This window comes from Mesorhizobium sp. MC2-1-1 (assembly GCF_057597255.1).
The window spans coordinates 3,761,970-3,787,500 of sequence record NZ_CP195205.1 but is presented as its reverse complement, the minus strand read 5'-3'; the positions used below and the strand labels follow the sequence as shown (position 1 = coordinate 3,787,500).

Annotated in this window: 21 protein-coding genes, 1 tRNA gene, 2 rRNA genes and 1 pseudogene (1 of these 25 running past the window's edge); 7 read left to right on the top strand and 18 right to left on the bottom strand. The window is 62.4% G+C overall.

Annotated elements, in window-relative coordinates; translation table 11 throughout:
- The 4 genes from ACR64R_RS18715 to ACR64R_RS18700 all read left to right on the top strand — a co-directional run.
- Positions 1–2,455 (top strand): 23S ribosomal RNA (locus ACR64R_RS18715); it begins 345 nt to the left of the window's first position.
- A 230-nt stretch (positions 2,456–2,685) separates the two neighbouring features.
- Positions 2,686–2,800, top strand: a 5S ribosomal RNA gene (rrf, locus tag ACR64R_RS18710).
- Positions 2,801–2,933: 133 nt separating this feature from the next.
- Positions 2,934–3,010, top strand: a tRNA-Met gene (locus ACR64R_RS18705).
- Between the two features lie 246 nt (positions 3,011–3,256).
- Entirely contained in the window at positions 3,257–4,273 is a 1,017-nt protein-coding gene (locus ACR64R_RS18700) for a Zn-dependent oxidoreductase (protein ID WP_487357790.1), read from the top strand.
- A gap of 1 nt (position 4,274) precedes the next feature.
- Here the strand turns inward: ACR64R_RS18700 and ACR64R_RS18695 are convergent, their stop codons facing one another.
- The 6 genes from ACR64R_RS18695 to ACR64R_RS18670 all read right to left on the bottom strand — a co-directional run bounded on the left by ACR64R_RS18695 (position 4,275) and on the right by ACR64R_RS18670 (position 10,753).
- Complete coding sequence (locus ACR64R_RS18695; RefSeq protein ID WP_487357789.1) at positions 4,275–4,982, bottom strand: cyclase family protein; 708 nt, start codon at positions 4,980–4,982, stop codon at positions 4,275–4,277.
- Positions 4,979–5,917: an ABC transporter permease gene (locus tag ACR64R_RS18690; RefSeq protein ID WP_487357788.1), complete on the bottom strand. Its 939-nt coding sequence runs from the start codon at positions 5,915–5,917 to the stop codon at positions 4,979–4,981. The genes ACR64R_RS18695 and ACR64R_RS18690 overlap by 4 nt, the downstream gene beginning before the upstream one ends.
- Positions 5,914–6,834: an ABC transporter permease gene (locus ACR64R_RS18685; protein WP_487362486.1), complete on the bottom strand. Its 921-nt coding sequence runs from the start codon at positions 6,832–6,834 to the stop codon at positions 5,914–5,916. Before ACR64R_RS18685 ends, ACR64R_RS18690 begins: the two co-directional genes overlap by 4 nt.
- Before the next feature lie 46 nt (positions 6,835–6,880).
- Positions 6,881–8,353: a sugar ABC transporter ATP-binding protein gene (locus tag ACR64R_RS18680; RefSeq protein WP_487357787.1), complete on the bottom strand. Its 1,473-nt coding sequence runs from the start codon at positions 8,351–8,353 to the stop codon at positions 6,881–6,883.
- A 7-nt stretch (positions 8,354–8,360) separates the two neighbouring features.
- Positions 8,361–9,443, bottom strand: a complete 1,083-nt coding sequence (locus ACR64R_RS18675; RefSeq protein WP_487357786.1) for a substrate-binding domain-containing protein — start codon at positions 9,441–9,443, stop codon at positions 8,361–8,363.
- Between the two features lie 62 nt (positions 9,444–9,505).
- Entirely contained in the window at positions 9,506–10,753 is a 1,248-nt protein-coding gene (locus ACR64R_RS18670; protein WP_487357785.1) for an enolase C-terminal domain-like protein, read from the bottom strand.
- 153 nt (positions 10,754–10,906) lie between these two features.
- Between ACR64R_RS18670 and ACR64R_RS18665 the strand changes: the two genes are divergently transcribed.
- On the top strand, positions 10,907–11,656 hold the full coding sequence (locus tag ACR64R_RS18665) for a GntR family transcriptional regulator (RefSeq protein WP_487357784.1): 750 nt from the start codon (positions 10,907–10,909) through the stop codon (positions 11,654–11,656).
- 177 nt (positions 11,657–11,833) lie between these two features.
- Here the strand turns inward: ACR64R_RS18665 and ACR64R_RS18660 are convergent, their stop codons facing one another.
- The 6 genes from ACR64R_RS18660 to ACR64R_RS18635 all read right to left on the bottom strand — a co-directional run bounded on the left by ACR64R_RS18660 (position 11,834) and on the right by ACR64R_RS18635 (position 16,329).
- Positions 11,834–12,316: a PfkB family carbohydrate kinase gene (locus ACR64R_RS18660; RefSeq protein ID WP_487357783.1), complete on the bottom strand. Its 483-nt coding sequence runs from the start codon at positions 12,314–12,316 to the stop codon at positions 11,834–11,836.
- A 20-nt stretch (positions 12,317–12,336) separates the two neighbouring features.
- On the bottom strand, positions 12,337–12,567 hold the full coding sequence (locus ACR64R_RS18655; protein WP_487357782.1) for a PfkB family carbohydrate kinase: 231 nt from the start codon (positions 12,565–12,567) through the stop codon (positions 12,337–12,339).
- A 32-nt stretch (positions 12,568–12,599) separates the two neighbouring features.
- Complete coding sequence (locus ACR64R_RS18650; RefSeq protein WP_487357781.1) at positions 12,600–13,517, bottom strand: nucleoside hydrolase; 918 nt, start codon at positions 13,515–13,517, stop codon at positions 12,600–12,602.
- Positions 13,518–13,698: 181 nt separating this feature from the next.
- Positions 13,699–14,676 carry an ABC transporter substrate-binding protein gene (locus tag ACR64R_RS18645; protein ID WP_487357780.1) on the bottom strand — a complete coding sequence of 326 codons (978 nt, stop codon included), beginning with the start codon at positions 14,674–14,676 and terminating at the stop codon, positions 13,699–13,701.
- A gap of 55 nt (positions 14,677–14,731) precedes the next feature.
- Positions 14,732–15,523 carry an ABC transporter permease gene (locus ACR64R_RS18640; protein WP_487357779.1) on the bottom strand — a complete coding sequence of 264 codons (792 nt, stop codon included), beginning with the start codon at positions 15,521–15,523 and terminating at the stop codon, positions 14,732–14,734.
- The gene (locus tag ACR64R_RS18635; RefSeq protein ID WP_487357778.1) at positions 15,520–16,329 is read right to left on the bottom strand and encodes an ABC transporter ATP-binding protein; all 810 of its coding nucleotides are present in this window, start codon (positions 16,327–16,329) and stop codon (positions 15,520–15,522) included. The genes ACR64R_RS18640 and ACR64R_RS18635 overlap by 4 nt, the downstream gene beginning before the upstream one ends.
- Before the next feature lie 196 nt (positions 16,330–16,525).
- Between ACR64R_RS18635 and ACR64R_RS18630 the strand changes: the two genes are divergently transcribed.
- The gene (locus tag ACR64R_RS18630) at positions 16,526–17,449 is read left to right on the top strand and encodes a LysR family transcriptional regulator (RefSeq protein ID WP_487357777.1); all 924 of its coding nucleotides are present in this window, start codon (positions 16,526–16,528) and stop codon (positions 17,447–17,449) included.
- Positions 17,450–17,753: 304 nt separating this feature from the next.
- Here ACR64R_RS18630 and ACR64R_RS18625 read toward each other — a convergent pair.
- Positions 17,754–17,939 (bottom strand): annotated as a pseudogene (locus ACR64R_RS18625) (helix-turn-helix domain-containing protein); the annotation flags it as partial.
- Positions 17,940–18,052: 113 nt separating this feature from the next.
- Between ACR64R_RS18625 and ACR64R_RS18620 the strand changes: the two are divergent.
- A protein-coding gene (locus ACR64R_RS18620; RefSeq protein ID WP_487357776.1) for an IS3 family transposase occupies positions 18,053–19,200 on the top strand; the annotation gives its coding sequence in 2 pieces (ribosomal slippage) (positions 18,053–18,302 and positions 18,302–19,200; 1,149 coding nt in all).
- Positions 19,201–20,174: 974 nt separating this feature from the next.
- Here the strand turns inward: ACR64R_RS18620 and ACR64R_RS18615 are convergent.
- The 5 genes from ACR64R_RS18615 to ACR64R_RS18595 are packed head-to-tail and all read right to left on the bottom strand — an operon-like array spanning position 20,175 to position 25,520.
- A complete protein-coding gene (locus ACR64R_RS18615; RefSeq protein WP_487357775.1) occupies positions 20,175–21,842 on the bottom strand; it encodes a N,N-dimethylformamidase beta subunit family domain-containing protein in 1,668 nt (555 codons plus the stop codon).
- Between the two features lie 38 nt (positions 21,843–21,880).
- Complete coding sequence (locus tag ACR64R_RS18610) at positions 21,881–22,726, bottom strand: SMP-30/gluconolactonase/LRE family protein (RefSeq protein ID WP_487357774.1); 846 nt, start codon at positions 22,724–22,726, stop codon at positions 21,881–21,883.
- Between the two features lie 26 nt (positions 22,727–22,752).
- Positions 22,753–23,772 carry an ABC transporter ATP-binding protein gene (locus tag ACR64R_RS18605; RefSeq protein ID WP_487357773.1) on the bottom strand — a complete coding sequence of 340 codons (1,020 nt, stop codon included), beginning with the start codon at positions 23,770–23,772 and terminating at the stop codon, positions 22,753–22,755.
- A gap of 3 nt (positions 23,773–23,775) precedes the next feature.
- On the bottom strand, positions 23,776–24,759 hold the full coding sequence (locus ACR64R_RS18600; RefSeq protein WP_487362485.1) for an ABC transporter ATP-binding protein: 984 nt from the start codon (positions 24,757–24,759) through the stop codon (positions 23,776–23,778).
- Positions 24,759–25,520 (bottom strand): ABC transporter permease, encoded by a 762-nt coding sequence (locus tag ACR64R_RS18595; RefSeq protein WP_487362484.1) that lies wholly within the window; start codon positions 25,518–25,520, stop codon positions 24,759–24,761. Before ACR64R_RS18595 ends, ACR64R_RS18600 begins: the two co-directional genes overlap by 1 nt.
- Between the last annotated feature and the right edge of the window lie 11 nt (positions 25,521–25,531).

Genomic DNA, 25,531 nt, shown 5'->3' with positions numbered 1-25,531 from the left:
GAACCTTCTGGAAAGTAGGGCCATAGCGGGTGACAGCCCCGTACGCGTAATGCGATCAATCGTCCTCGAGTAAGGCGGGACACGTGAAATCCTGTCTGAAATTGGGAGGACCACCTTCCAAGCCTAAGTACTCGTGCATGACCGATAGCGAACTAGTACCGTGAGGGAAAGGTGAAAAGCACCCCGACAAGGGGAGTGAAAGAGTACCTGAAACCGATTGCCTACAAACAGTGGGAGCCCGCAAGGGTGACCACGTACCTTTTGTATAATGGGTCAGCGACTTAGTGTGACGAGCAAGCTTAAACCGGTAGGTGTAGGCGCAGCGAAAGCGAGTCTGAACAGGGCGTTCAGTTCGTCGCATTAGACCCGAAACCGAGTGATCTAGCCATGAGCAGGTTGAAGGTAAGGTAACACTTACTGGAGGACCGAACCCATAACTGTTGCAATAGTTCGGGATGACTTGTGGCTAGGGGTGAAAGGCCAATCAAACTCGGAAATAGCTGGTTCTCCGCGAAATCTATTTAGGTAGAGCGTCGACCGAATACCCTGGGGGGTAAAGCACTGCATGGGCTAGGGGTCCTCACCGGATTACCAAACCTAAGCAAACTCTGAATACCCAGGAGTACTAGTCGGCAGACACACGGCGGGTGCTAACGTCCGTCGTGAAAAGGGAAACAACCCTGACCTACAGCTAAGGTCCCCAAGTTATGGCTAAGTGGGAAAGGATGTGAGGATCCCAAAACAACCAGGATGTTGGCTTAGAAGCAGCCATCATTTAAAGAAAGCGTAACAGCTCACTGGTCTAAATAAGGGTCTTTGCGCCGAAAATGTAACGGGGCTAAAGCCATACACCGAAGCTTAGGGTTCGTGAGCAATCACGAGCGGTAGCGGAGCGTTCTGTAAGCTGATGAAGCCGTACCCGTGAGGGGCGGTGGAGGTATCAGAAGTGCGAATGCTGACATGAGTAACGTAAGGGGAGTGAGAGACTCCCCCGCCGAAAGACCAAGGGTTCCTGCTTAAAGTTAATCTGAGCAGGGTTAGCCGGCCCCTAAGACGAGGCGGAAACGCGTAGTCGATGGGAACCACGTTAATATTCGTGGGCCTGGAGGTAGTGACGGATCACACAAGTTGTCCAATCTTATCGGATTGAACGGGCAGCGGAGTGGTTCCAGGAAATAGCTCCTCCTTATAGACCGTACCCGAAACCGACACTGGTGGTCAGGTAGAGTATACCAAGGCGCTTGAGAGAACTATGCTGAAGGAACTCGGCAAATTGCACGCGTAACTTCGGAAGAAGCGTGACCCTTTTCTGCGCAAGCAGGGGAGGGTGGCACAGACCAGGGGGTAGCGACTGTTTATCAAAAACACAGGGCTCTGCGAAGCCGCAAGGCGACGTATAGGGTCTGACGCCTGCCCGGTGCTGGAAGGTTAAGAGGAGGGGTGCAAGCTCTGAATCGAAGCCCCAGTAAACGGCGGCCGTAACTATAACGGTCCTAAGGTAGCGAAATTCCTTGTCGGGTAAGTTCCGACCTGCACGAATGGCGTAACGACTTCCCCGCTGTCTCCAGCATAGACTCAGTGAAATTGAATTCCCCGTGAAGATGCGGGGTTCCTGCGGTTAGACGGAAAGACCCCGTGCACCTTTACTATAGCTTTACATTGGCATTCGTAGTGGCATGTGTAGGATAGGTGGTAGGCTTTGAAGCCTGGGCGCCAGCTCAGGTGGAGCCACCCTTGAAATACCACCCTTATTACTATGGATGTCTAACCGCGGCCCGTTATCCGGGTCCGGGACAATGTATGGTGGGTAGTTTGACTGGGGCGGTCGCCTCCTAAAGAGTAACGGAGGCGCGCGATGGTGGGCTCAGAACGGTCGGAAATCGTTCGCTGAGTGCAATGGCATAAGCCTGCCTGACTGCGAGACTGACAAGTCGAGCAGAGACGAAAGTCGGTCATAGTGATCCGGTGGTCCCGCGTGGAAGGGCCATCGCTCAACGGATAAAAGGTACGCCGGGGATAACAGGCTGATGACCCCCAAGAGTCCATATCGACGGGGTTGTTTGGCACCTCGATGTCGACTCATCGCATCCTGGGGCTGGAGCAGGTCCCAAGGGTATGGCTGTTCGCCATTTAAAGCGGTACGTGAGTTGGGTTCAGAACGTCGTGAGACAGTTCGGTCCCTATCTGCCGTGGGTGTAGGAATATTGAAAGGATCTGTCCCTAGTACGAGAGGACCGGGATGGACGGATCTCTGGTGGACCTGTTGTGGCGCCAGCCGCATCGCAGGGTAGCTATATCCGGACGGGATAACCGCTGAAGGCATCTAAGCGGGAAACCCACCTTGAAACGAGTATTCCCTGAGAACCGTGGAAGACGACCACGTTGATAGGCCGGGTGTGGAAGAGCGGCAACGCTTGAAGCTTACCGGTACTAATAGTTCGATAGGCTTGATCGTTCTCATTACTTATATCCATCTTGTTCTCACTCACGCTTGTTCCGCCCTTCGGGCGGCGCTACGTGGGTGCGGCGCATCAGCGCCGACGGTCGGTCGACCTTGCGAAGCTTCGCTTCGAAGGGCGCCAGGCCAGAAAAAGGCACAAAAACGACGATCCCATGGATCGCGCTGCGACGATCCCATGGATCGCGCTTGGAACAGCTTCTCGATTTGAACGTGCGTTTTGCCGACCTGGTGGTTATGGCGGAGCGGCTGCACCCGATCCCATTCCGAACTCGGCCGTGAAACGCTCCAGCGCTGATGGTACTTCGTCTCAAGACGCGGGAGAGTAGGTCGCTGCCAGGTCTGCAAAACGCACGTTCACCAAAAATCCTCTCTCTACGATAAGGCCCGCCAAACGGAATGCCGGGCCGCATAAGCGCCCCTTTCATTTGGATGCCTAACCAATACGGTAAGAAAAAACTTACCTCAATCTCGACGCGGGGTGGAGCAGCCCGGTAGCTCGTCAGGCTCATAACCTGAAGGTCACAGGTTCAAATCCTGTCCCCGCAACCAGTTCAAACGTAAATCATGAACCGCCCCGGTCCAGCCAGGGCGGTTCTTGCGTCTGGAAAGCACGCCTGCGTTCCCCGCCGGCCCCGACGCGCGGCACTCCCGATCAGAGTACCTTGATCCTTGGATGGACGTTCAGTCTGCCTTTTCAATGAACCGAGGGGCTCATGTAGCGCGCTCAGCGCCGAACGCTTGACGCTTAGTCGGCGATGAGCAATTGTCGACTAGTATACAAGTCAGAGACGCCACGTGATCGAACTCATTGTCCATGCACCATGGGACTTGCAGGTCCGCCAGGGATCAAAGCCCGAGCCTCGTGCGGGAGATGTCGTCATTCGAGTCGCTCAAGCCGGCATCTGCGGCTCCGACATCCACATTCTGCATGGTTCGAACCCGTTTGCCGTATATCCGCGCATCATCGGGCATGAGTTCGCAGGCACAGTGACGGCGCTAGGCGAGGGCGTCAGCGGTCTCGCCATTGGCGACCATGTGGTGGTCGATCCCGTCGTGTCCTGCGGCCATTGCTATCCCTGCCGGATCGGCCGCTCCAATGTCTGCGCCAATCTCGAGGTGATGGGTGTCCATCGCGACGGCGGCTTTCGCGACCATGTCGCGGTGCCGGCGCGAAACGCCGTGCCGGTGCCGGCCGACATGCCGTTCGGGCTGGCGGCGTTGGCCGAACCGTTCTCCATCGCCGCCAACGTGCTCGACCGCACGGGATGCGGTCCGGAGGATACCGTGCTGATCTATGGCGCCGGCACCGTCGGCGTCACCGTGCTGCAGGTCGCAAAGCTCTACGGCGCGCGCTGCATCGTCGCCGATATCGACGAGGCGCGTCTGCAGCGGGCGACCCGCTTCGGTGCCGATCGGGTCATCCACTCGGCGCGCCAGAAGGTGCCGGCCGCGGTGCGCGGCGAAAATGACGGTCTTGGCCCGACTTTGGTCATCGACGGCGCCGGCATTCCCGCACTTCTCGACGAGGCCTGCCGCGTGGCGAGCCCGGCCGGGCGCATCGGCCTGCTCGGCTTCTCCGATGCGCCGTCCAATCTCAGCCAGCAGGAGGTTGTGCGCAAGGAACTGACGGTCGTCGGCTCGCGGCTGAACCGGCGGCTCTTGCCGCGCGTCGTCGAATGGCTGGCCGAAAAGCACCTCGACCCGCAAGGCATGATCACACAGGTCTTTCTGGCGCAGGACGCGCATGCCGCTTTCGAGCTGATCGAGAAGGAACCGCAGCGCACGCTGAAGGTGCAACTGCAGTTTTCCTGATCTACGATCTTTCGACCAGCGCCACCGCTCTGAGTGGCGATCCCGTGCCGTTCTCGATTGGCAGCGGCAGGGTGATCAGGAACGAGAAGGGCGGCAGTGCGCCGAGCCGGGCGAGATTCTCGCCGATCAGGATGCCGGTCGAAAGCAGCGCGTTATGCGCGGGAAAATCCTCGGTGCCGAAGCAGTCGACCGACAGGCAGTCGGTGCCGACGATGCGCGCGCCGCGATCGATCAGCAATTCGCAGGCCTTCCGCGACAGGCCGGGCCAGTCGGCGAGGAAGGAAGCATGGTCGGCCGGATCATCCCAGAATCGGTCCCAGCCGAAATGGAAGAACACCGCGTCGCCGGGCTGAATGGCGCCATGCTCGACCTCGAAGGCGAGGATGCGTTCCGGGTCCACTGCTTGCCTTGGCCCGCAGTCGCGCGCGTCGATCCTGGCCATGCGGCCGAAGAAGCGCTCGACCGGGATGTCGGCGATCGTCGCGCCGCCGCGGATGAAGTGGATCGGCGCATCGAAATGCGTGCCTGTATGCTCGCTCATCGTCAGCGCGTGGTTGCAGGCGGGATCGCCGCGGTCCCAACTCTCGACCATTTCCTGGCAATAATGCGGATGCGTCGGCCACACCGGCATGCCGCCTTTCATAGGATGCGTGAGATCGACGAAGGTTACCGCCTTGGTGTCGAACAGCTTGGAAAGCGTGTCGCTCATCTTGCGCGCGGCCTCGGCACCAGCGCCACGATCAGTATGATCAGCGCGCCAGTCAGAAGGAAGCGCACGCCTGCCTGGATGCCGAACGTGTTGAGCATGGTGGACATCAGATTGAAGAACAATGCCGCTCCCCATATGCCCAAAGCATTGGCCTGTCCACCGGCCACGCTGGTGCCGCCGAGCACGACGACGGCGATCGATTCCAGCAGATAGGCGTCGCCCATGTTGAGCGCAGCGCCGCCGCTGAAGCCGGCGAGCAGAAAGCCGGCAAACGCCGCCGCCATGCCGCACAGCACATAGGCGATGAGCCGCACGCGGGAGGCCTCGATACCGGCAAGCCGCGCCGCCGCTTCGCTCTGGCCGGTGGCGAGCAATTGCCTGCCCCAGACGCTGCGCTTCAGCATCAGCATCGCTAGCAAAGTCAGCGCCATGACCGCCACCGGCATCACCTGTACGCCGGCTATGTTCATCGCCGTGAAACGGGAAAGGGCGGCCGGCGGCTTCAGCGTCGCCTGGCCGCCGAGATTGAAGGCCAGCGACTGGAAGACGAAACTCCAGGCGAGCGTGGCGATGATCGGCGGCAGCCGCAGCGCCGCGATGGCAGCGTAATTGGCGGCGCCCGCCGCGGCGCCGACGGCCAGCGCCGCGGTGAGGCCTAGCAACAGCATGCCGTCGGCGCCCTGCATCACCGTCATCGACACATAGGCGGCCAGGGTCAGCACCGACGGCACCGACAGGTCGATATTGCCGGGGCCGGAGGCAACGACCAGCATCTGTCCCGTGCCGACGACGACGCTGAAGGCGCCGAAGGCGAGCGCCCCGGCAAGCGTCGCACCGGCGCTGCCGAAACCCGAATAGGCGGTCGTCGCCACCCACATGGCGAAAGCAACGATGAAGCCGTAGGTCCAGGGCGCAAGGCTGAGGCGGCCAGTCATCGGGCGCGCTCCGCAAGCAGCACGCGTCCGGCCAGCACCAGGAACAGGATCACCCCTTGCGCGCCGATCTGCCAGGTCGGAGGCACCTGCAGGAAGGCAAGAAGCGAGCCGGCGAGCGACAGCGTCAATGCGCCGATCACCGTGCCGACCGGAGAGACGACGCCGCCGGTGAAGGCCCCGCCGCCGAGGATCACCGCGCCGACGCCGAGCAGCGTGTAGGCCGGCGCGACATTGGCGTCGCCCGATGTGGTCAGCCCCGTCAGCGTCAGCCCGGCGAGGCAGGCAAGCAGGCCGGCCGCAGCATAGACGGCGACGCGGATGAAGGTGATCGACCAGCCGGCGCGCTCAACCGCGCGCGGATTGCCCCCGGCGCCGCGTAGCACCGCGCCGTAGGACGAGCGCGTGATGACGAGATGCCCGATCGCCGCCGCGATCAACGCCAGCCACAGCGGCAGCGGCATCAGCGGCGGCTGCCAGCTCATGAAGCCCGAGAGCCAGGCTGGCGCCAGGCCGCCAGGCGCCGGCAAAAGGATCACGGCGATGCCCAGCCAGATGAACGACATGCCGAGCGTGACGATGATCGACGGCAGTTGCCTCAGATGAATGAGCAGGCCGAAACCGGCATAGGCGGTGATCGCCGCCAGATAGGCAAGCACCGTCAGCGCCGGCCAATCGTTAAGGTAGAGCGCGGTGATGCAGGTGACGAGGCCGACAAAGGCGCCGTTCGACAGATCGATGTCGCCCAGCACGATCACCATCATCTGCGCCAGCGCTGCCAGCACCAGCGGCACCGACAGCTTAAACAGAAGGTTGAAGCCGAAATAGCTCATCGCCGCTGGGCGGATCCAGAAGATGACGGCAAGCATCGCCAAAAGCGCGATCGCCGGCAGGCCGACCTGCAACGCGTTGAGCAGCATGCTTGCGCGTGCCTGGGGCACGGCGCCGGGGCGGCGTGTCGCGGCCTCAGCCATGCTCGCCCCCGAATGAGGCCCGCAGGATGCGGCCGGTGTCGATGGCGTCGCCCTCCAGCCTTGTGGCCGCGCGGCCCTCGCGGAAGACATAGATGCGCTCGCAATTGGTGAGCTCTTCCAGCTCGGTCGTGTACCAGACGAAGGAACGGCCGTTCTCGGCCTCGGCGCGGATTAGCCGGTAGACCTCCTGCTTGGTGCCAACATCGACACCGCGCATCGGGTCGTCGAGAAAGACCACCTTTGCGTCCGACGCCAAGGCCCGCGCGAACAGCACTTTCTGCTGGTTGCCGCCGGAAAGCGACAGGATCGGCGTGTCAATCGACGGCGCCTTGACCTTGAGCTTCGCCGACCAGGTTTCGGCGAGCTTGCGCGCCGCGTCGGAGGAAATCATGCCGCCGCGCTTCAGGGCGTTGAGGCTGCGGATCGTTAGATTGTCGGCGATCGACCATAGCGAGAACACGCCTTCCGAGCCGCGGTCGCCGGCGACATAGGCGCCGGCGGGTGCTGTCCGGTCCCGGCGCGCGGCGAAGAACATTTCCCGCAGCCGCTGGCGCTGGCCATGGCCGTCGAGCCCGGCAAAGCCGACGATCTCGCCCTTGCCGACCTCGATCGCTAGGTCGGCAGCGTCGCGACCTTGATGCCGGATCACCGGCGATCCCGCCACTGCCATCTTGGCTTCGCCGCGTTCGCGCGGCCGCTCGATGCTGCCCATCAATTCGACCAGAGCCGCGCGCGAAAGGCCGCTGGCCGGCCGGTCGGCCACCACCTTGCCGTCGACCATCACGACCGCGCGGTCCGAGACCGCGAGTATTTCGTTGAGCCGATGGGTGATCAGGATCAGCGCGATGCCGCGCTGTGCCGCGCGGCGGATATAGGCGAGCAACTGCTCCGCCGCCTCATGGCCTAGCGCCGAGGTCGGTTCGTCGAGGATCACCAGCCGCAGCCTGATATCGGTCTCGGCGAAGGCGCGCGCGATCTCGACCATCTGCCGCTCGCCGATCGAAAGCTCGGCGATCTTGCGGTCGAGGTCGATGCCGTGGCCGGGAAAGACCTCGTCCAGCACCGGGCCGATGACGGCGCGCGCCTTGCGGCGCCAGCCTGGTCCACGCAGCGGTCTGTGCACGATGCGGGCGTTCTCGGCCGCCGTCAGATTGGCGCAGAGCGACAATTCCTGGAAGACGCAGCGCAGCCCGGCCTGTCGGGCCGCCGCCGCGCTCCAGGCGCCGATGTCGGTGCCGGCGAGGCGAAAGCCGCCGCTGCTGCGCTCGACCGTCCCGGCGAGCACGTTCATTAGCGTCGATTTGCCGGCGCCATTGTGGCCGACGAGGCCGACGACCTCGCCGGCCCTGAGGTGAAAATCCACGCCACCCAGCGCGTTGACGGCGCCGTAGTGCTTGCGCACATCCCGCACCTCGATGAGGGCGGTATCGTTGGCGCTGTCGGCTTCGGGCGGCGTGATGGTCATGCTCCGGTCACTTCGGCGCCGGTACGCCCGGCAGCGGCTCCTTCTTGATGTTGGCGTCGATGATCTTGGCGACCAGTTCCTGCGGGTATTCGGCATTGACGACGCCGCCTTCCGGCACCGTCTTCAGCCATGCATCGAGATCGGGCTGGTTGATTTGCAACAGCGGCACCTCGACGAATTTGGGCACCTTCTTGCCGGCCAGGATCTGCTGCGCCACCCAGAAGGCGACCTGCGAGACGCTTGGCGTCGCGCCCAGCGAGAAGGTCTGGTAGCCGCTGGCATCGTGTTCCTGCTTCCACAGCGCCAGCTCATCCTGGCGGTTGCCCATGATGATGATCGGCAGCGGCCGGCTGGCGGCCTTGAAGGCCTGCGCCGCGCCGTAGCCGTCGCCGCCCTGCGTCAGCACCGCGTCGACCTGCGGCAGCGACGGCAGGATGCCTGCAACTTCCTTCTGCGCCACGGTCGCCGTCCATTGGCCGTAGACCTCGCCGACACTCTTGTAGCTCGGATGATCCTTCAGCGCCTTCACCACGCCTTCATGCAAACGCTTGTCGAAACCGTCGCCGGCCATGCCGCGGATTTCAAGGATGTTAGCCGGCTTGTCGCCGAGCTTGCTGGCGATGAAGTCAAGCTCGGCCTTGGCGTAGGAATCGAGATTGTAGTCGACGACATAGGCGCAAGGTTCGGTAACGCCGCTTGCGAAGGCGACGACGGTGATGCCGGCGTTGCAGGCGTCCTTGATGGCGCCGTTGAGCGCGGTATCGGAGCCGGCCAGCACGATGATGGCGTCATAGCCCTGCAGGATCATGTTCTCGATCTGCGCTGCCTGCTCGGTCACCGAATTGTTGGAGCTGACGACGGCGGTCGAGGCGACGAGTTTGTCGGCGGCGGCTTTGGCGCCCATCTCCTCAAAACTCTTGATCATCACCTGGCGGAAGGAATTGCCGGCATAGGAATTGCTGAAGGCGATCTTCTTGCCCGACGTGTCGCCCTTGGCGATGCCGTCATCGGCGCGGGCGCCGATCGCTGCAAGGCTGGTGCAACCGAGCATGGCTGCGGCGAACAGGGCTGCGCGTGTGGTCCTTTTCATTATCGTTCTCCTCCGGTTGATAGTCATAGCGTCCTCCCGCCGACCCATACGAGGCAAAATCGTCAGCCGAGACCGAGATCGGGCACGGTTGCGTTCTTGTGGTCGGCGAAATCGGTGTTGGGCAAAAGCGGATACCAGCCGGGGCGGCCGGGATCACGGTCATAGGCGTAGCCGCCAAGCGAACGGTACAGCTCGGCATAGGTCTCGAGCTTGTCGCGGTCGAGTTCGACGCCGAGCCCTGGCTTGTCCGGCACTGCGATCGCGCCGTCGCGGTAAGGCATCTTGCCGCCGGCGATGATGTCGTCGCTCAGGTGGTGGTAGTGCGCGTCAGCGGTGAAGACCAGGTTAGGCAACACGGCGCCGAGATGCAGCATCGAGGCAAGCTGGATGCCGAGCTCGCCTGACGAATGCACGGCGATGCCGAGGCCGAACGTGTCGCAGGTCTGCGCGGCGCGCACGCAGGCGCGGATGCCGCCCCAGAAGGTGGTGTCGAGCAGGATCACGTCGACCGCCGGGTCGCGCACATTGGTGGCGAGCTGCTCGAAGTCGATCACGATTGTGTTGGTGGCAAGCGGGATGGAGAGTTTCTCGCGCAGCCGCCGCATTCCGGCTAGTCCCCAGGTCGGGTCCTCGAAATAGTCGTTGTTGAGGTCGGAAATGGCCAAGCCGAAGCGCAGCGCCTGCTCGACCGAGAGTGCCGCGTTCGGATCGTAGCGCAACGTGTCGCCGGGGAATTCGGCCGCCAGCGCCTGAAAGCATTCGAGCTCGTAGTCCGGATGGAATACACCGGCCTTGAGCTTGTGAGCACGAAAGCCGTGCTCGGCCTTCAGCGCGCGGGCATGGTCGAGCAACTGCTCGATCGTTCGCACCTCGCCCTTGCCGCTGCGCCGGTCGGCGTAACGGAAGAACAGGTAGGAGGCGAAGCCGACGCTGTCGCGCACCTTGCCGCCGAGCAGCTGGTAGACCGGCACGCCGAGCTTCTTGCCGATGATGTCTAGGCAGGCGAATTCGAGCGCCGCATGCAGCTGGGTGCGGTTGTTGTAGAGCGAGGCCGTCGGATTGCAGATCGCGTAGCGCATCCGGTTGAGATCGAACGGATCGTGGCCGACGAGGTAGGATGTCAGCCCGGTGAAGGCCGCTTCCGCGCTGGCGCCGCCGCCGCCCATCTCGCCGAGCCCGGTGATTCCTTCATCGGTCTCGACCTCAACCACGGTGCGCACGAAACGGCCCCAATGCGTGCCGTTGCTGTGGCGGAGCGCCGCCTCCAGCGGCACGGTGACTGTGGTCGCCCTGATGTCCGTGATCTTCATGCCGGCTCCTCACCCATCAGCCGGCAGTGTCATACACACTACCATGGTAGTATGTCAATTGTGGATGAAGCAGGCTTTTGGCGCTTGAGTTGCGGCGCGCGCAGTGTCATGACCTGAGCCAAGGCAAACGCCGGATCGGCGGCAGGATTTGGTATGCAGAGCAAGCTTCCGGAGACGAGGCTTTCACCCGGCCGCGGCAGGGGAGCCGGCCAACGCGATACGTCGCGAGTGCTGGAGCCGGTCAACACCCGCTTGCCGATCTCGCCGCAGATCTATGAGCGCCTGCGCCGTGCCGTCACCACGCTGGTCATGCTGCCGTCAGAGGCCTTGAGTGAGCAGGACCTCGCCAAGCAACTCGGTGTTAGCCGAACCCCGGTGCGCGAGGCGCTGATCCGCTTGGCCGATGAAGGTCTGATCGACATCCTGCCGCAGCGAGGCAGCTTCGTCGCGCCGATCAGGTTGAGCGATGTCGAGGAGGCCCAGTTTATCCGCGAGGCCTTGGAGGTAGCCGTCGTGCAGCGCTTGGCCGGCCACGGCTCGAACGGCTTTCTTGCCGCTGTCAGGGCCAATCTCGCCATGCAGAAGCAGGCTGTGGCCGGCGACGATCGCGAGCAGTTTCTCGAGCTCGACGAGGCTTTCCACCGTAGCCTCTGCGAGGAGGCCGGCCTGTCAAAGAGCTGGCGGGTGATCCAGGTGGTCAAGCTGCAGATGGACCGGGTTCGCTATCTCAGCCTTCCCGATCATGGTCATCTCGAAACGTTGCTTGCCCAGCACGCTGCAATCTTCGAAGCCATCGAAGCCGGAGATCCGAAACAGGCTGGACAGCGCATGACGGCGCATCTGCGCGAAGTGCTACGCACCGTCCAGCACCTCAATGCGACAAGGCCGGATCTATTCGGATAGCGTCTCAGCAGAGTTCCCTGGGGGGCAACGTAAGGTGTGGCTGCTACGGGCAGCAGTGGGCCAACTCTGTGCTAAAGGGAGAACGCTACCGCCGCCTTCTTCGCTGGCGCCCTAGCGATCGCCATCGTTTCGGGCGCTTATCACACTGAAGTCTTTCGCGGGGCCTACCAGGTTGTCTCACGCGGGGAGATCGACGCGGCTTATGCGACGGGCATGTCGCAAGCGCTCACCTTCCGCCGCATCATCGCGCCGCTCGCCTTTGCCCCGTGTCACCACGAAAATCTGGTCTTCCTTCCGTCGAACTTGCGCGAAGAAGGCCGCCGGATTGGTTCCTGGATGACCGATCGCCATGGCGAACGCTTCCAACTCGGTTTCGTTCATGATGACGATGTCGGCAAGCAATGCCGCCTCGGCCGCTGCGGCGGTAAATGGCGCTGTGTTCAGCAACGTTTTCACGCCGGCGGTATTTGCCGCGACAAGGGCACCAAGCACGGTTTCGCCGGGGATTTCCATCTGGACAACCAAATAATCACCCAGACCAAGCTTGTTTATGGCATCGTCGATCGTGTCTTGCCCGACAGTCGTGTTCGCGCCGGGGATGACGACGATCATGTTCTCGCCGTTCTCGCCCACGAAAATCGAAGCTACACCGGTGGGCAACGAGGATCTTCTCAACAACGTCAGATCCACTCCCGCTTTTTCGAGGAAGCTGCGCCGCTGTGTTCGTCTCCGCCGACTTTGCCGAGGAAGAGGACGTCCGATCCGGCCCGCCTTGCTGCCAGCGCCTGATTGGCGCCTTTGCCCCCCGGGAAGGTCTCGAACGTCGTGCCCAACACCGTCTGGCCCGCGGAAGGAAGCTGGGCCGCGGAGACAACGAAATCCAGATTGATTGACCCTAGAACAGCGATCATCTTGCCAACTCTCTTGCCGGAGCGATTGGGACCTATAGGGAGAGGAGACGCTGGTTCAGGAGGGCGAACAATTTCACGTCTTCTGCGCTTGTGACCACGAAGCAGTTCGGGGGCGCGTTCGCGCGGTGTCGGTCCGAAACAGCAGCGACCGTGCGACCTCGATTGAGGCAGGACGCGCAATCGATAGCGACCTTGGCGCGAACGCCATCGAACAGTGAAGGATCGAGCAAGAAGGCGGTGACGCAGGGATCGTGGAGCGCAGGGTCCTTGCCGCCATAGTTGAGCATCATGTATGCCGCCTGGCGCGCAATAGCGGATTTTCCCTTCTGCAGCACACCGACGCGATCCGGCGTGACAAGAACATTGTTGGTAACGTCGAGACCGAACATCACCAGGGACGCGCCCGAGTTGAGGACGATCTGCCCGGCATGCGGATCAAACCAGATGTTGAACTCGGCTGCTGGCGTGGTGTTTCCCGGGCAGAACGCTGCTCCGCCCATGAAGACGATCTGTTTGAGCTTTGAGGCGATTGCCGGCTCCTTAACCAAAGCCACAGCAACGTTTGTCAGCGGCCCGATGGCGCACAACGTAACCTCGCCCGGGTATTTTAGAACCGTTTCGATGATGAAATCGACGGCATGTTCGGCTCGTTTTTCGCGCGATGGCTCCAGAACGCCAACGTCGCCGAGGCCGTCATCGCCATGCGCCGAGGATGTACGGGCAGGCGTGGGGAACATGGCATGCCGGCATCCGGCAAAGACCGGAATGTCGGTCCGGCCGGCGAGTTCGCAAACACGCAATGCGTTGCGCGTGGTGAATTCCAATGGAACATTGCCGGCGACCGTCGTTATGCCGAGAACCTCGATCTCCGGAGAAGCGAATGCGAGCAGGATCGCTACAGCGTCATCAACGCCGGGATCACAGTCGATAATGATGCGGTGTTTGGGCATGTTGTCTCCTCACCGGATCACCAAGGTCATCCAGTGCCGTGTAAGTGGTTGAAAGGTGGGCGACTAGCTCGACGTCGCGCCGGCGCGACGTCGGTCCAGAATGAATTGGAATGGCAGGAGTGGCGCGGCACTCGAGGTGGGTGGGGCTATCCAGCCCACCTCGTTTTGACTGCGAGGTTCTCTATTTGAGAAGCTCGTTCGTATAATATTTGTCCGAAGGAAGGACCTCCTTCAGCTGACCTGTATCCTTGAGCGCCTGCGCCAGGGGCAACCAGTGCTGATCATTCTGAACCAGGTAGCCGTCGGGGCCGCTCAAGATGGGAACGAGAGCCTTCCAGCCAAGGGTATTGTATTCCAGTGTCCCGCTGTCCGGATAAGCCTTGGTCACGATCTGTGCGGCGTCGTCGGGGTGTTCGGCGGCCCATTGTGTCGCCTTGACGGTGGCCTTCATCCACTTCTTCGCGATGTCGCCATGCTTGGACAGGTAGTCGGTGCTGGCCGTGTAGGCCCAGATGGGTATGTCAGGCACGCCGGCTTCCTTGCCGACCAGGGCGGTCGGATCCTTCCGCAACTGGGTCTGGACGGTGGGCACGAGATAGTTCGACGTGTTGGTGGCGATATCGATCTTCCCGGCCAGGAGCAGTGGTGTGTCACTGTCCTGCGCGATGATCAGTTTGACGTCATTTTCGGTAATGCCACCTGCCTTGTAGACGAAAGGCATCATGGCCTTGGTCCAGGAGTCGGTGAAGATCCCGATCGACTTGCCCTTCAACTCCTCGAGCTTGACCGGCTCGCCAGGGCGGCCGAACAGGCCCCAGTTGTTGTGTTGCGCGTAAACACCTACCGAGACGATGGGCAGGCCTTGCTCGGCCCCGAAGACGACGTCGGTGGTTGCTTCAAATCCAATGTCGGCTTGCCCGACGGACAGCAGCCGTGCGGTGGTTTGAGAGTCGGGTGGCAGGATCACGTCGACCTTGAGGCCCTCGTCCTTATAGAAACCCTTCTCGATGCCGACTGCGACCGGCGTAATGGCGTGGTCGGCGCTGGACCAGTTAAAAACGAAGCGCACAGGCGTGAGGTCTTCAGCCGCAGCTGGCGATAGCTGGACCGCAGATACCACGGTGGCCAGTGCAACGGCCTTCAAGAGTGTCGATCTCATTATTGTTCCCCTTCTGTTAGCGTTGATGGAGCTAGTTCTGAAAATTCGATCGAGATCAGCGGAGCCATTTCGGGGCGGTCGATCGTGTTCGCCACGGCGTCGCGACGATCTCCATGCCGAGAACGATGAGGAATGAGCCGACACCGATAGCGGTCAGCAACAGCATTGCGGCATAGACACCGGCCGTATCCATCCTTGCGTTCGAGCTGAGCAGAAAGGTGCCAAGCCCTTGCTTCGCGGAAGCCGTCCATTCGCCGATGACGGCGCCGGTGACCGCATAGGTCGCTCCGATCTTCAGGCCCGAAAACAGTGGTCCCACGCAGGCTGGGAGCTTGACGATGAGGAACACACGCAACGGGCTTCCTCCCATCAACCTGGCGAGATTGATCATGTCGCGATCGATGCTCGCGAGACCGTCCAGGACGTTGACCACAACGGGAAAGAACACGATCCAGGCCACGATGATCAGCTTGGGCGTCAAGCCGAAGCCGAAGACGATAACCAGGGGGGCTGCGACCGCCACGATCGGCACCGCCTGCGAGACGATCAGCGCCGGCATAATAAGCCGACGGACGAACCCGATCTGGCCCATGACGAGGGCGAGTACAAAGCCGACCAGCGCGCCTACGACATAGCCGATGGCTGTTTCGTAAAGTGTCTGGCCGGTAAGGATCTTAAGTTCCGGCCATTTCTCGGTCAGCGTGCCGAAGGCCTGCGCTGGGGAGGGGATCACGTATGGCGGCAGGCCGGAAACGACAATGACCAGTTGCCAGATGACCACGATCAATATCAATGCCGCGACCCAAAGGATCAGGGGCGCCAGGCCGCGAGAAATTCGTTCTTTCATTTCGTCGCTCCTGCGGCTTGTTCGTCGTGATAGAGGCGCGCCATGATTTGGCGTTTCAGAGCAGTAAAGGCCTCGGTGGTGAGGTCCTCGAGTGATCTCGGCCTCGGCAAGTCGACGTGCACGACCTCCCCGATACGTCCCGGGCGCGGTGTCATGACAACGATGCGGTCGGCAAGAAAGATCGCCTCGTCGACATCGTGCGTGACGAAGAGGATGGTCCGGCCAAGGTCTTTCCAGACCTGCAGCAACCACTGCTGCATGCTGAATTGCGTCTGGGCATCCAGCGCGCCGAACGGCTCGTCGAGCAGCATTACCTGACGACCGGCCGCAATGGTTCGCATCATGGCCACGCGCTGGCGCATGCCGCCCGAAAGAGCGTGCGGATAATGGTTGAGAAATTCACCAAGGCCGTACCGGGTCGCAAGCTCTTCGGCTTCGGCCTGGTCCTCCTTGGTCGCTCCGCGCGTCAAGGACGCGGCGAGCGTGATGTTGCCCCTTACGGTCCGCCAAGGCAGCATCAAATCCTTCTGCAGCATGTAGCCGACTTCGCCGGGTCTGTTGCTGACGTCCCGCCCATCGAGCTTGATCTTGCCGGACGTGGCCCGAAGGAGGCCTGACACGGCATTGAACAGCGTGCTCTTGCCGCAGCCCGACGCTCCGAGGATCGATACGAACTCGCCCTCATTGACCTGCAGTGAAACGTCGTTCAGGGCTACGACTTCCCCGAATTTGACGCTGAGGTGTTCGATTGAGAGCTTCGGGGAGGACGTCTTCGGTGCGTCCGTCACCGGCGCAAGCGTGCGCAATTCTCGCATCGGAATCCTTTCGCTGATGCCGTTCCAGATTGTGATGTCTAGGCATGTGGGCAGGCGGTCATTTTGTGTTTGTCAGCGCGCCACTTTGCCGATTAATTAGGAATGCAGATGTCAGGCGCGGTCAATTGGCCAAAACGTGCGTTGCTATTTAGCTTTCCTAAAGAATTTCGAACTGTGGTGAGGCCGCATGAGCGTTCGTTTGCCAAGCCTTCGTGGAGTACAAGCCTTTGAAGCCGTTGGCCGTTCAGGCAGCGTGGCAATAGCTGCGCGCGATCTCGGTTTGTCGTCGGGAGCCGTCAGCCAGCACATCAGCCGGCTTGAGGATGAGGTCGGTGTAGCCCTGTTCGAACGGAAGGGACGCAGTCTGGTCCTGACGTCCTGGGGACAAATTTACCTGCGGAGCGTGCGTGAGGGTTTCGACCACCTGCGTGCGGCTAACGACGTTCTTCAACGTGCGCGCCTAAAGTCGGAGATCGTCATGAGCGCACCGCCCTCGTTGGCCATCCGATGGGTGCGCTCGCTAGTGGCGGAATGGCAGAAATTGACGCCCGGCGTCAGCGTAAGGCTGCTAGGGGACGATCACGAGCCCGTATTCGATGATGAACAGGTGGACTTTCGCATCTCCTACGGGACGGCTCGTCTCAAATACGCGCATTTCACCGACCTGTTCGTCGACCGCGTAGCGCCGATGTGTTCTCCGTCATTCCTAAAGGCGCATCCAATCGAGAATCCGGCTGACGTCCTGAGATGGCCTCTGGTCGGGATCGAGTGGAAGAATCCTTATCAATCGCCGCCTTCATGGTCGGATTGGGCGATCCGTTTTGGTTTGGAATCGCTGGAACAGCACTGCGGGATTTCGTTCTCCCTTTCTACTACCGCAATTGACGCCGCAATTGATGGTGCCGGTCTTGTACTGGGACAGGCTTCGCTAGTAGCGAACGAAATTGCGAGTCGGAAACTTGTGGTGCCGTGCGATTGCTGGATGGCTCTTTCCGAGCCCTATGCACTAGCTTGGAATCCCGCGACACTCGATCGCCCCCACGGCAACGAATTTAAGAAATTCACGGTGCGGGCTGCGCAGAGATTTAAGGTAAGTTCAGGGCGCCAGTGAGGCCCTAGCTTTTAGGGCTAAGCGACTACGATTTTCGCGATGATCAGAAACACTGCGTCCTGGCTACCGCAGCTTGGGACGGTCTGTTGACGGCCAGCCGATGGTGTCGGATTTGGCCGATGGGGCATCGTTAAGGGCCGCTTGGCCAAGCCCACACCAAGGCTCCCGCCGTTTTCTGCGATGAACTCCACGCCGGTGGCTTTGCATTCCAGGTCCGACTCTATCGACCATGATATGGCGCAAACCCGCCGCTCGCTCGCTACGGCGCTGTTTACTGCGCGCTCGCGAGCGGCTATGCGCGGACCTATTCTAAATGACTGCTTTTCGCTTTGCGAATGAGCGCTTCCGGCTCCATTCCTAGCGCGTCGGCGATGCGCCCAAGAACTGTAACGCTTGCAGAAACATCAGCGCGTTCAACGGCAGCTATATAGCGGGCGCTCAGACTGCAGCGCTCTGCCAATTCCTCTCGAGTCATGTGTCGCCTGGTTCTGGCTTACCGATTGTCTTAGAGCCTAGACCAGCTTCGACAAGTCGGCGGAAAGTGGCCTGCTGCCGGTTTCGTGGACACCGAGATAAGGTGTTTGACGGAACTGGAGAGTGGGAATGCAAAGAAGGAAGTTCAGCCGCGAGTTCAAGCTTGAGGCGGTGAGATTGATCAAGGATCGGGGCGTTGCGGTGGCCCAGGCTGCCCGCGACCTCGATGTCCACGAGAACGTGCTGCGCAAATGGGTGCGCGATCTGTCGACGGATCCGCAGCATGCGTTTCCCGGCCACGGGCAGATGAAGCCGGAGCAGCTCGAGATTGACCGGCTGCGCAAGGAAGTGGCGAAGCTGAAGGCGGAGCGCGACATCCTAAAAAAGGCCGCAGCCTACTTCGCGAGGGAAGTGACATGAGGTTCGCTTTCATCGCGAGGCACCGGAACATCTGGCCGGTGGCATGGCTGTGCGACGCGCTGGATGTCTCCCGTTCGGGCTTCCATGCCTGGCTTAATCGCAGTCCCAGTTCCCGCTCCCGGCACGATGAAGTGTTGGTGACGGCGATCGACCGGAGCTTCAAGAGCAGCGACCGAACCTATGGCGCTAGACGCGTCTGGCATGACGTGCTGGCCGAGGGTCTCTCCTGTGGCTTGCATCGCGTCGAGAGGCTCATGCGGGTGAACGGTCTGCGGGCCCGGCCTCGGCGCCGCGGACTGCCGAAGGACATGGGCGAGCGAGCGGCAGTGTCGGACAATCTCCTTGACCGCGCCTTCGAGGCATTGGCCCCGAACCAGAAGTGGATCGCCGACTTCACCTACATCTGGACCGCTGAAGGGTGGCTTTACGTTGCCGCCGTCGTCGACCTGTTCTCCAGGCGCGTCGTCGGCTGGGCGATGAAGGCGGAGATGACGGCGCAACTCGTCACCGACGCCCTGATCATGGCGATCTGGCGCAGAGGCAGGCCGGACAGCCTGCTACACCACAGCGACCAGGGCAGCCAATACACCAGCGAGCAGTTCCAGCGCCTGATGGCCGACCACGGCATCACCTGCTCGATGAGCCGTTCGGGCAACGTCTGGGACAATGCAGCAATGGAGAGCTTCTTCTCGTCGCTGAAAACCGAGCGGACAGCCCGCAAGGTCTACAGGACGAGAGATGACGCCAGGGCGGACGTGTTCGATTACATCGAGCGCTTCTACAACCCTCGGCGAAGGCACTCGACGTTGGGCTATATGAGCCCTGTCGAGTTCGAGGAGCAAGCTATGTTAGCTTAATCTGGTGTCCGAAAAACCGGCAGCAGGCCAAAGCCTCCGATCTGGTGGGAAGATCGGGCTGATTTCGGCGCCATTCGTCAACGCGGGCAAGCAAGTCACCCGTAAGCCGCAGTTCGAAGCGCTCAGTTTTGTTATCAACGTGCACGAACACGTCGCTCGGCCTGACCACAACCCAAGCTGTTTGGAGCTCGGATCATGGTTGATTCCGACAATACCACGACTTTGCCTTTCGTCATCGGCCGCCAACGCGACGAGCTCAAGAGACCGGGGCCCCAAGCCACAGATTCCGCTTTGAGTCTCTGGAGCGAGTGGCAACGAGCTCGATATGCCTCATTGCTGTTGTGTCGAATTCAGCAGCGGATGGAGGCCCGAATGATCGCCAATACCGGAATTCAGGTATTGACAGCGGGCAAGCCGATGCCGGGGCAACCATCAGTGCCTACTACGGGTCTAGACTCTGAGCATCTCGTAGCTTGCGAAGCCGAGGTCTTTGCGATGACCGAAGCTCTAAACCTTCAAGATTCGATCCCCGAAGTCGCGGCTCCGTCGCTACTCGGCGTCATCGCCAAGTTGGAAATGATCGTGGGGGCCGACCGGGATATCGGTGACCCTACCGACTTCCCGTGGCCGCACATAGCTTCCGTATTGCGCGACTTGAAGGCGATCGCAGGAGGTTTCATCGTAAATCTCTGGCCGTCCCGGTCTGATCTAGGCGGCCTTACTGTTGGGCGGTCACGCGATCGCCGCGGTCCGCTGTGCTCAGCTGCTTGCCGTTCAAACTCCAACTTTGGGAAAGGCTGCTCGCGGGAGAGCGCTGCAAGTGCTGCCCACATTTCGCATCGGTACCCTTCGCATATCGTGTCGCGTCGTAGCGATCGAGCTGACACCACCGCAGGCTATCTACGTCAGGCTACAAAGGATAACTGAGCTTTGCGACTGACCGTCCAAAGATTCTTTATTGCGACGGTCCGGCGTCATGCGTTTGTGAACTGGTCAAGCACGTTGCGGGTGATCTGCTCGGTGAAGCGGTCGCCGCGCTTGAGGCCCATGACCCACTCGCATGTCGCGGCGGTCAGCACCTCGCCTTTGCCGCGCGTCATGTGAACCATCATGCCGGCGCCGTATTTGTAGCGGGCAAGTCCTTCCGGCGTTACCTCGCCGGTGACGCATTTCACCAGTCCTTCGTGGTCGCTGCTCCGGACGTAATAGCGGAAGCCTTCGCCGTCGGGCTCGTCCTCGGCAAGCACCGCCGGCGCCATGGCGAGGATCTCGATCGTCTCCGGCTGACCCTCGACCGGGACAGGGTAGGGCAGGCCATGCCTGAATGTGTAGTCGAGACCGTCGACCTCGTAGGCGAAGATGCGCTCCTTGTCGCCGAAGATGTCGGCATAGTGCAGCCCCGTGCGGGCAAACACCCAATGCTCCGGCCGGTAGACGGTGAAGCCTTTTTGGCCGTGCGGCGCGAAGCCGCCCCAGGACGCGTAGAGCCCGTGCAATCCGTTGACGCCGACGGTCGAGGCGCCCGGCCATGCGACATCCTTGTCCTCCCAGGCGGTCGACAGCAGATGCGCCTTGTCGGTGCCGGCGACCGGGTCGGCGTTGATGGCGTTGAACTTGTGGCAGATCTGGCGCTTGCCGTCGTCCTCTAGGCGGATCTGCCAGAGGAAGTTGGCGCCGAAACGCGCAAGACGGCCGCCGCGCTCGACATAGGCTTCGATCGCCAGCCGCATCTCGCGGGTCCAATATTCGTCATGGCCGACAATGGTCACGCAGGGATAGGCGTCGAGCAGTTCCGGCCTGTAGTGCAGGTCGGTCTGCGTGATCATGTCGAGCTCGTAACCTTCCTTCTCCGCCCACAGCACGAAATGGCGGTCGAACTGCGCCCAGCCGGCGGCGGCGTAATATTGGCCGAAGCCGTTGGCATAAGCCCATTCCTTCATCGGGTAGCGCGGCGCATCGCCGAATTCCGGAAGCGGGTCGGCGCAGATGCGCGGCGCGCCGGGCGGCAGCCAGACAACGCCCCGGGTCCAAGGGCGCTCGAGCGAGAGCACGGGGGAGGGCTGGTCCTTGCCCGGACCGACGACGCCGAAATAGTGGTTGGCCCCGCCAAAATCATTGTAGGCGGTCCAGGTGCCGGTTGGCAGGATCATCAGGATCTTCGCGCGGCGCGTGGCCGCTGTCGGCCGCACGACGAAGAAGTGATGCTGGACGAACTTGCCGCCATTGGCGCGGGCGCAGGTCGAGACGATGCGGTAGAAGCCCGAGCGCAGATCTGCCGGCAGGCGCCAGCGGTGGCTGACGGGCCAGCCGCAGCCGGAGCGGTATGCATCCGCCGGCGTCGGCGCGAAGACACCGGCGATGTCCTCGACCTTGTGGACGGTCTCCGGCCGATAGCCGTCGCGATAGATCTCCAGCGTCCAATGCGGCGCGGTGGTCGAGGAATGAAACACTACCTCGTCGCCCGGGTCATAGGACATGGCGTCCGTGTAGGTGTAGACCTCGGGCAGGGCCGGGTCGCCGCGCGGCGCCTCGTACCAGGGATTTGAGTGCCAATGCTCGTCCGCGGACATGGCCCAGGCCTTGCGCGGGCGGATGTTGACGGGACCAAGTTCGGGTGGAACGAAATCGTCTTCGCGGGACATGGGCTTACTCGTTCAAGGATGATCTTGAGGGCGGTTGGTCAAAGGGCGTAGGAGACTAGCTGGCCTGGCAGGCCGAGCGTCACCCAGAGCCGGCCGTCATGGACACAGCAATTGGTCGGGTCGCTGCCCTCGCCGCAATCGATCATCTCGACCAGCCGGCCGGTGGCGTCGAGGATCGCGACCCGATCGCCGGTGCTGCCGGTGACGTAGAGCAGGCCCTCATGGAAGACCATGCCGTCCGGATTGAAGCGGTCGTCCAAACGAACCCATTCGGTCATCGCGCCGACGCTGGCGTCCTTCCAGTCGAAGCGCAGCAGGCGATGCTCCATGGTGATGCCGACGATCAGCGAGCCGTCGGGATGGAACACCAGCCCGTTCGGGAAGCCGGTCATCTTGGCCAGCGCGCGGACCTTCCGGTCCCGTCCCGCCGCTAGCAACTGCCCGCCGTGATAGGACGCGTGGTCGGCTCCCAGCACCTCCCAGTTCTGCGGATCGGTGAACACGATCTCGCCTTCCGGCGTGAAGATGAGGTCGTTCGGCCGCGATGGCTTTGCGCCTGGGAGTTGGTCGGCAAAATTCTCCCAACGGCCGTCGAGCTGCAGGCGCTGGATGCAGCCGGGGATCATCGGCGTGGCGAAATGCAGCATCTCCAACGATTCCGGCGCTAGGCCGCCATTGTTGCAGATGTAGAGCGCGCCGTCGGGGCCGAGCCGCATGCCGTTCGGCGCGCCGGGAAGCGTGGCCAGCTCGCGCACGGCACCGTCCTTGAAGGCGCGGACCTTGGCGTGCAGCAGGTCAACGAAGGCGACCGAACCGTCAGGGAGCGCCACCGGTCCCTCAGGAAAGCCCAGGCCCGTCACGTGGATTTCCTTCGACCGTTTCATAACGCCTCCCTCTTCCACTTGTGCTTCTAGTTGGCGATGGTCAGCCCGCGCCTGGCGCGTCCCACCTCGGCGCCCGCTCGCGCCGTCTCGTCGGGCGCGAGGTGGCAGGCTACCATCTGGCCAGTGCCGGGCATGGCACGCAGCGGCGGCACATTTGACCGGCAGATGTCGCGCGCCAGATGGCAGCGCGGGTGGAAACGGCAGCCGGATGGCACGTCGGCTGGATTGGGCGGATCGCCGGTGAGCATGATGCGCTTCCAGCCGACCTGGCGGCGCGCGGCAAGGGTCGGCGCGGCCGACAGCAGCGCCTGCGTGTAAGGATGCAGCGGCCGCCGCATGATCTCGTCGGCCGATCCCTGCTCGATGATGGTGCCCAGATACATCACCGCGATGCGGTCGGCGACATGGCCGATGACGTCGAGGTCATGCGAGATGATCAGGTAGGAGATGCCGCGCTTGCGCTGGATCTGCAGCATCAGGTTGACGATCTGCGCCTGGATCGACGGATCGAGCGCCGAGGTCGGTTCGTCTGCGACGATGATTTCCGGTTCGAGCGCCAGCGCCCTTGCGATGGCGATTCGCTGCAGCTGGCCGCCGGAAAACTGTCCGGGCATTTTTCGGATATCGATGTTCTCCAGCCCGACAAAGGACAGTAGCTCGCGGATGCGCGGCTCAAGCCCGGCGCCAAGCTTGACGCCATGGGTATCGAAAGGTTCGCGCATCACCTCGGCAATGGTCATGCGCGCGTTGAGCGAGGCCAGCGGATCCTGGAACACGGCCTGCAGGCGACGGCGGATCGGGAGCATCCGCCGGCCGGCAAAACCGGTGACGTCGACACCGTCGAAGCGCACGCGCCCGTCCGTCACATCGACCAGCTTGAGCGCCAGCCGGGCGAGGGTGGATTTTCCGCATCCGCTCTCGCCGACCAGCCCCAACGTCTCTCCCTTGCCGACGGCCAGCGAGACTCCGGCCACCGCCTGCACGGCGCGGCCACCTCGGCGCTGCGAGAATGTCTTCGAGACGGCATCGAGCTCGAGAAGCGCCATCTGTCAGCTCCTCGCCGCGGTTAGAGACATCGCTGCCTCGATCGGATGGTGGCAGGCGAGCTCCACGGCGCCGAAACCGCGACGCGGCGGTTCGATGGCCTTGCAGTCGTCCTGCGCGCGCGGGCAGCGCGGATGGAAGCGGCAGCCGGGCGGGAAGGCACCTAGCCCGGGCGCGCCGCCGACGATGGCGTTGAGCTCCTGTTTGGCCGGCGTCTGCGAAATCATGGCGCTGGTCATCAGCGCCGCCGTGTAGGGATGCGAAGGCTGCAGCATGATGGAATCGGCCGGCCCGACCTCGGCGATGCGGCCGGCATAGAGCACGAGGATCCGGTCGGCAACTTCGGCGACCACGCCCATGTCGTGTGTGATCAGAATGATCGTCAGCGCCAGCTCGCGCTTGAGATCGGCGAGAAGCTCAAGCATTTGTGCCTTGATGGTGACGTCGAGCGCCGTCGTCGGCTCGTCGGCGATCAGCAGGCTCGGACCGGCGGCGAGCGCCATCGCGATCATCGCGCGCTGCCGCATGCCGCCGCTGATCTCGTGCGGATAGGCGGAGGCGACACGGCGGGGGTCGGGAATGCGGACGCGCTCCAGCATCTCCACGGCGCGCTTCCTTGCCTCGGCGCGGCCGGCAAGGCCGTGCGCGAATAGAGTTTCCGCGATCTGGTCGCCGACCGGCCAGACCGGGTTCAGCGAGCTCAACGGGTCCTGATAGATCAGGCCGATCTCCGGGCCGCGCAGCTTGCGCAGTTCGGCATCGGGCCGTTTCAGCATTTCGCGATCCTTGAAGCGGATCGAGCCGGAGACGAAGGCGGTGGGCGGCTGCAGGCCGGCGATCGACATCCCGGTCAGCGACTTGCCCGAGCCGGACTCGCCGATGATGACGAAAGTCTCGCCCTCGGCGACGTCGAAGGAAATTCGATCCACCGCGACGAGGTTCTGGCCCTCGCGCTGGAAGCCGATTGAGAAGTCGTGGACGGACAGGATCATGCGGCCCGCCTCGACGCGAGCGCATCGCCGATGAGCGAGAAGGCAGTGGCCGTCAGCATGATCATGGTGCCGGGAAAGACAAGGTACCACCAGGCCGAGCCGAAATAGGGGCGCGAGTCGCGGATCAGCAGGCCCCATTCCGGTGTGGGAGAATTGGCGCCGAGACCGAGGAAGGAAAGGGCGGTGACGGCGACCAGCGCGTAGCCGATGTCGGTGGTGACGCGCACATTCACCTCCTGGACGACGAAGGGGATGATATGGCGGCGCAGGATGGTCATCTCCGACACGCCGAGCGCGCGGGCGGCCTCGACATGCGGTCGCTCGCGCAGTCGCAGTACCTCGCCGCGCACCAGCCGCGCGTAGCCCGGCCACCAGATGATGGCGAGCGACAGCGCCACGCTGTCGAGGCCGCGCCCGATCGAGGCGGCGACGGCCAGCGCCAGCACCAGCGCCGGAAAGCCGAAGAACAGGTCGACGATGCGCATCATCAGATTGTCGATGCTATGGCGCGCCATGCCGGAGACCGCGCCATAGACCACGCCGAACAGAGCGGAGGCGAAAACGATGGCGATCGCCACGCCCAGCGAATAGCGGGTGCCGTAGACGATGCGCGAGAAGACGTCGCGGCCGCCCTCGTCGGTGCCGAAGACATGCGTGAGACTCGGCGGCTTCAGCCGGTCGGCCATGGCCAGCGCGATCGGGTCGTGCGGCGCGATCAGGCCGGGCAGAAGGGTGAAAGCGGCGAGGATGGCCACCATCAGCAGCGCGA